This is a genomic window from Mangrovimonas sp. ST2L15, assembly GCF_001280515.1.
Taxonomy (GTDB): Bacteria; Bacteroidota; Bacteroidia; order Flavobacteriales; family Flavobacteriaceae; genus Mangrovimonas; species Mangrovimonas futianensis.
Genome location: NZ_LBIQ01000009.1, coordinates 1 through 407, shown reverse-complemented (window position 1 = coordinate 407; position 407 = coordinate 1). Strand labels below are relative to the sequence as shown.

The following is a 407-nucleotide window of genomic DNA, read 5'->3' as shown; positions in this document are numbered from 1 at the left end:
CATATTGGGTAGGCAAACCGATTGTATCGATCTAACAACGCTTCCCAAGTCCATTAAAACCTATGAATCCATCCAAAATTTAGTTAAAGCTATGCAGTATTAGTATTATTGTTTAGCTTTTTACTATATTTGTTAAACAAAATGAATACTATAAATATCATAGGGTCCGGATTTTCTTCTTTAGCTGCCGCATGCTACTTGGCAAAGCGGGGAGATAAAGTGACCATCCTTGAAAAAAATTCCTCTATTGGAGGAAGGGCCAGACAATATAAACATCAAGGGGTCACTTTTGATATGGGCCCCACTTGGTACTGGATGCCCGAGGTTTTTGAAAGATTCTTTAAGGATTTTGGTAAAACTCCGTCAGCTTACTACCAATTGGAAAAATTGAATCCCGCCTATTCGGA

At 38.1% G+C, this 407-nt stretch carries 1 protein-coding gene; it reads left to right on the top strand.

Going from position 1 to position 407, the window contains the following annotated elements; genetic code table 11:
- Window positions 1-141 precede the first annotated feature (141 nt).
- On the top strand, window positions 142-407 hold a 266-nt coding region (locus tag ZA07_RS00045; protein ID WP_157491996.1), incomplete at its 3' end, for an NAD(P)/FAD-dependent oxidoreductase.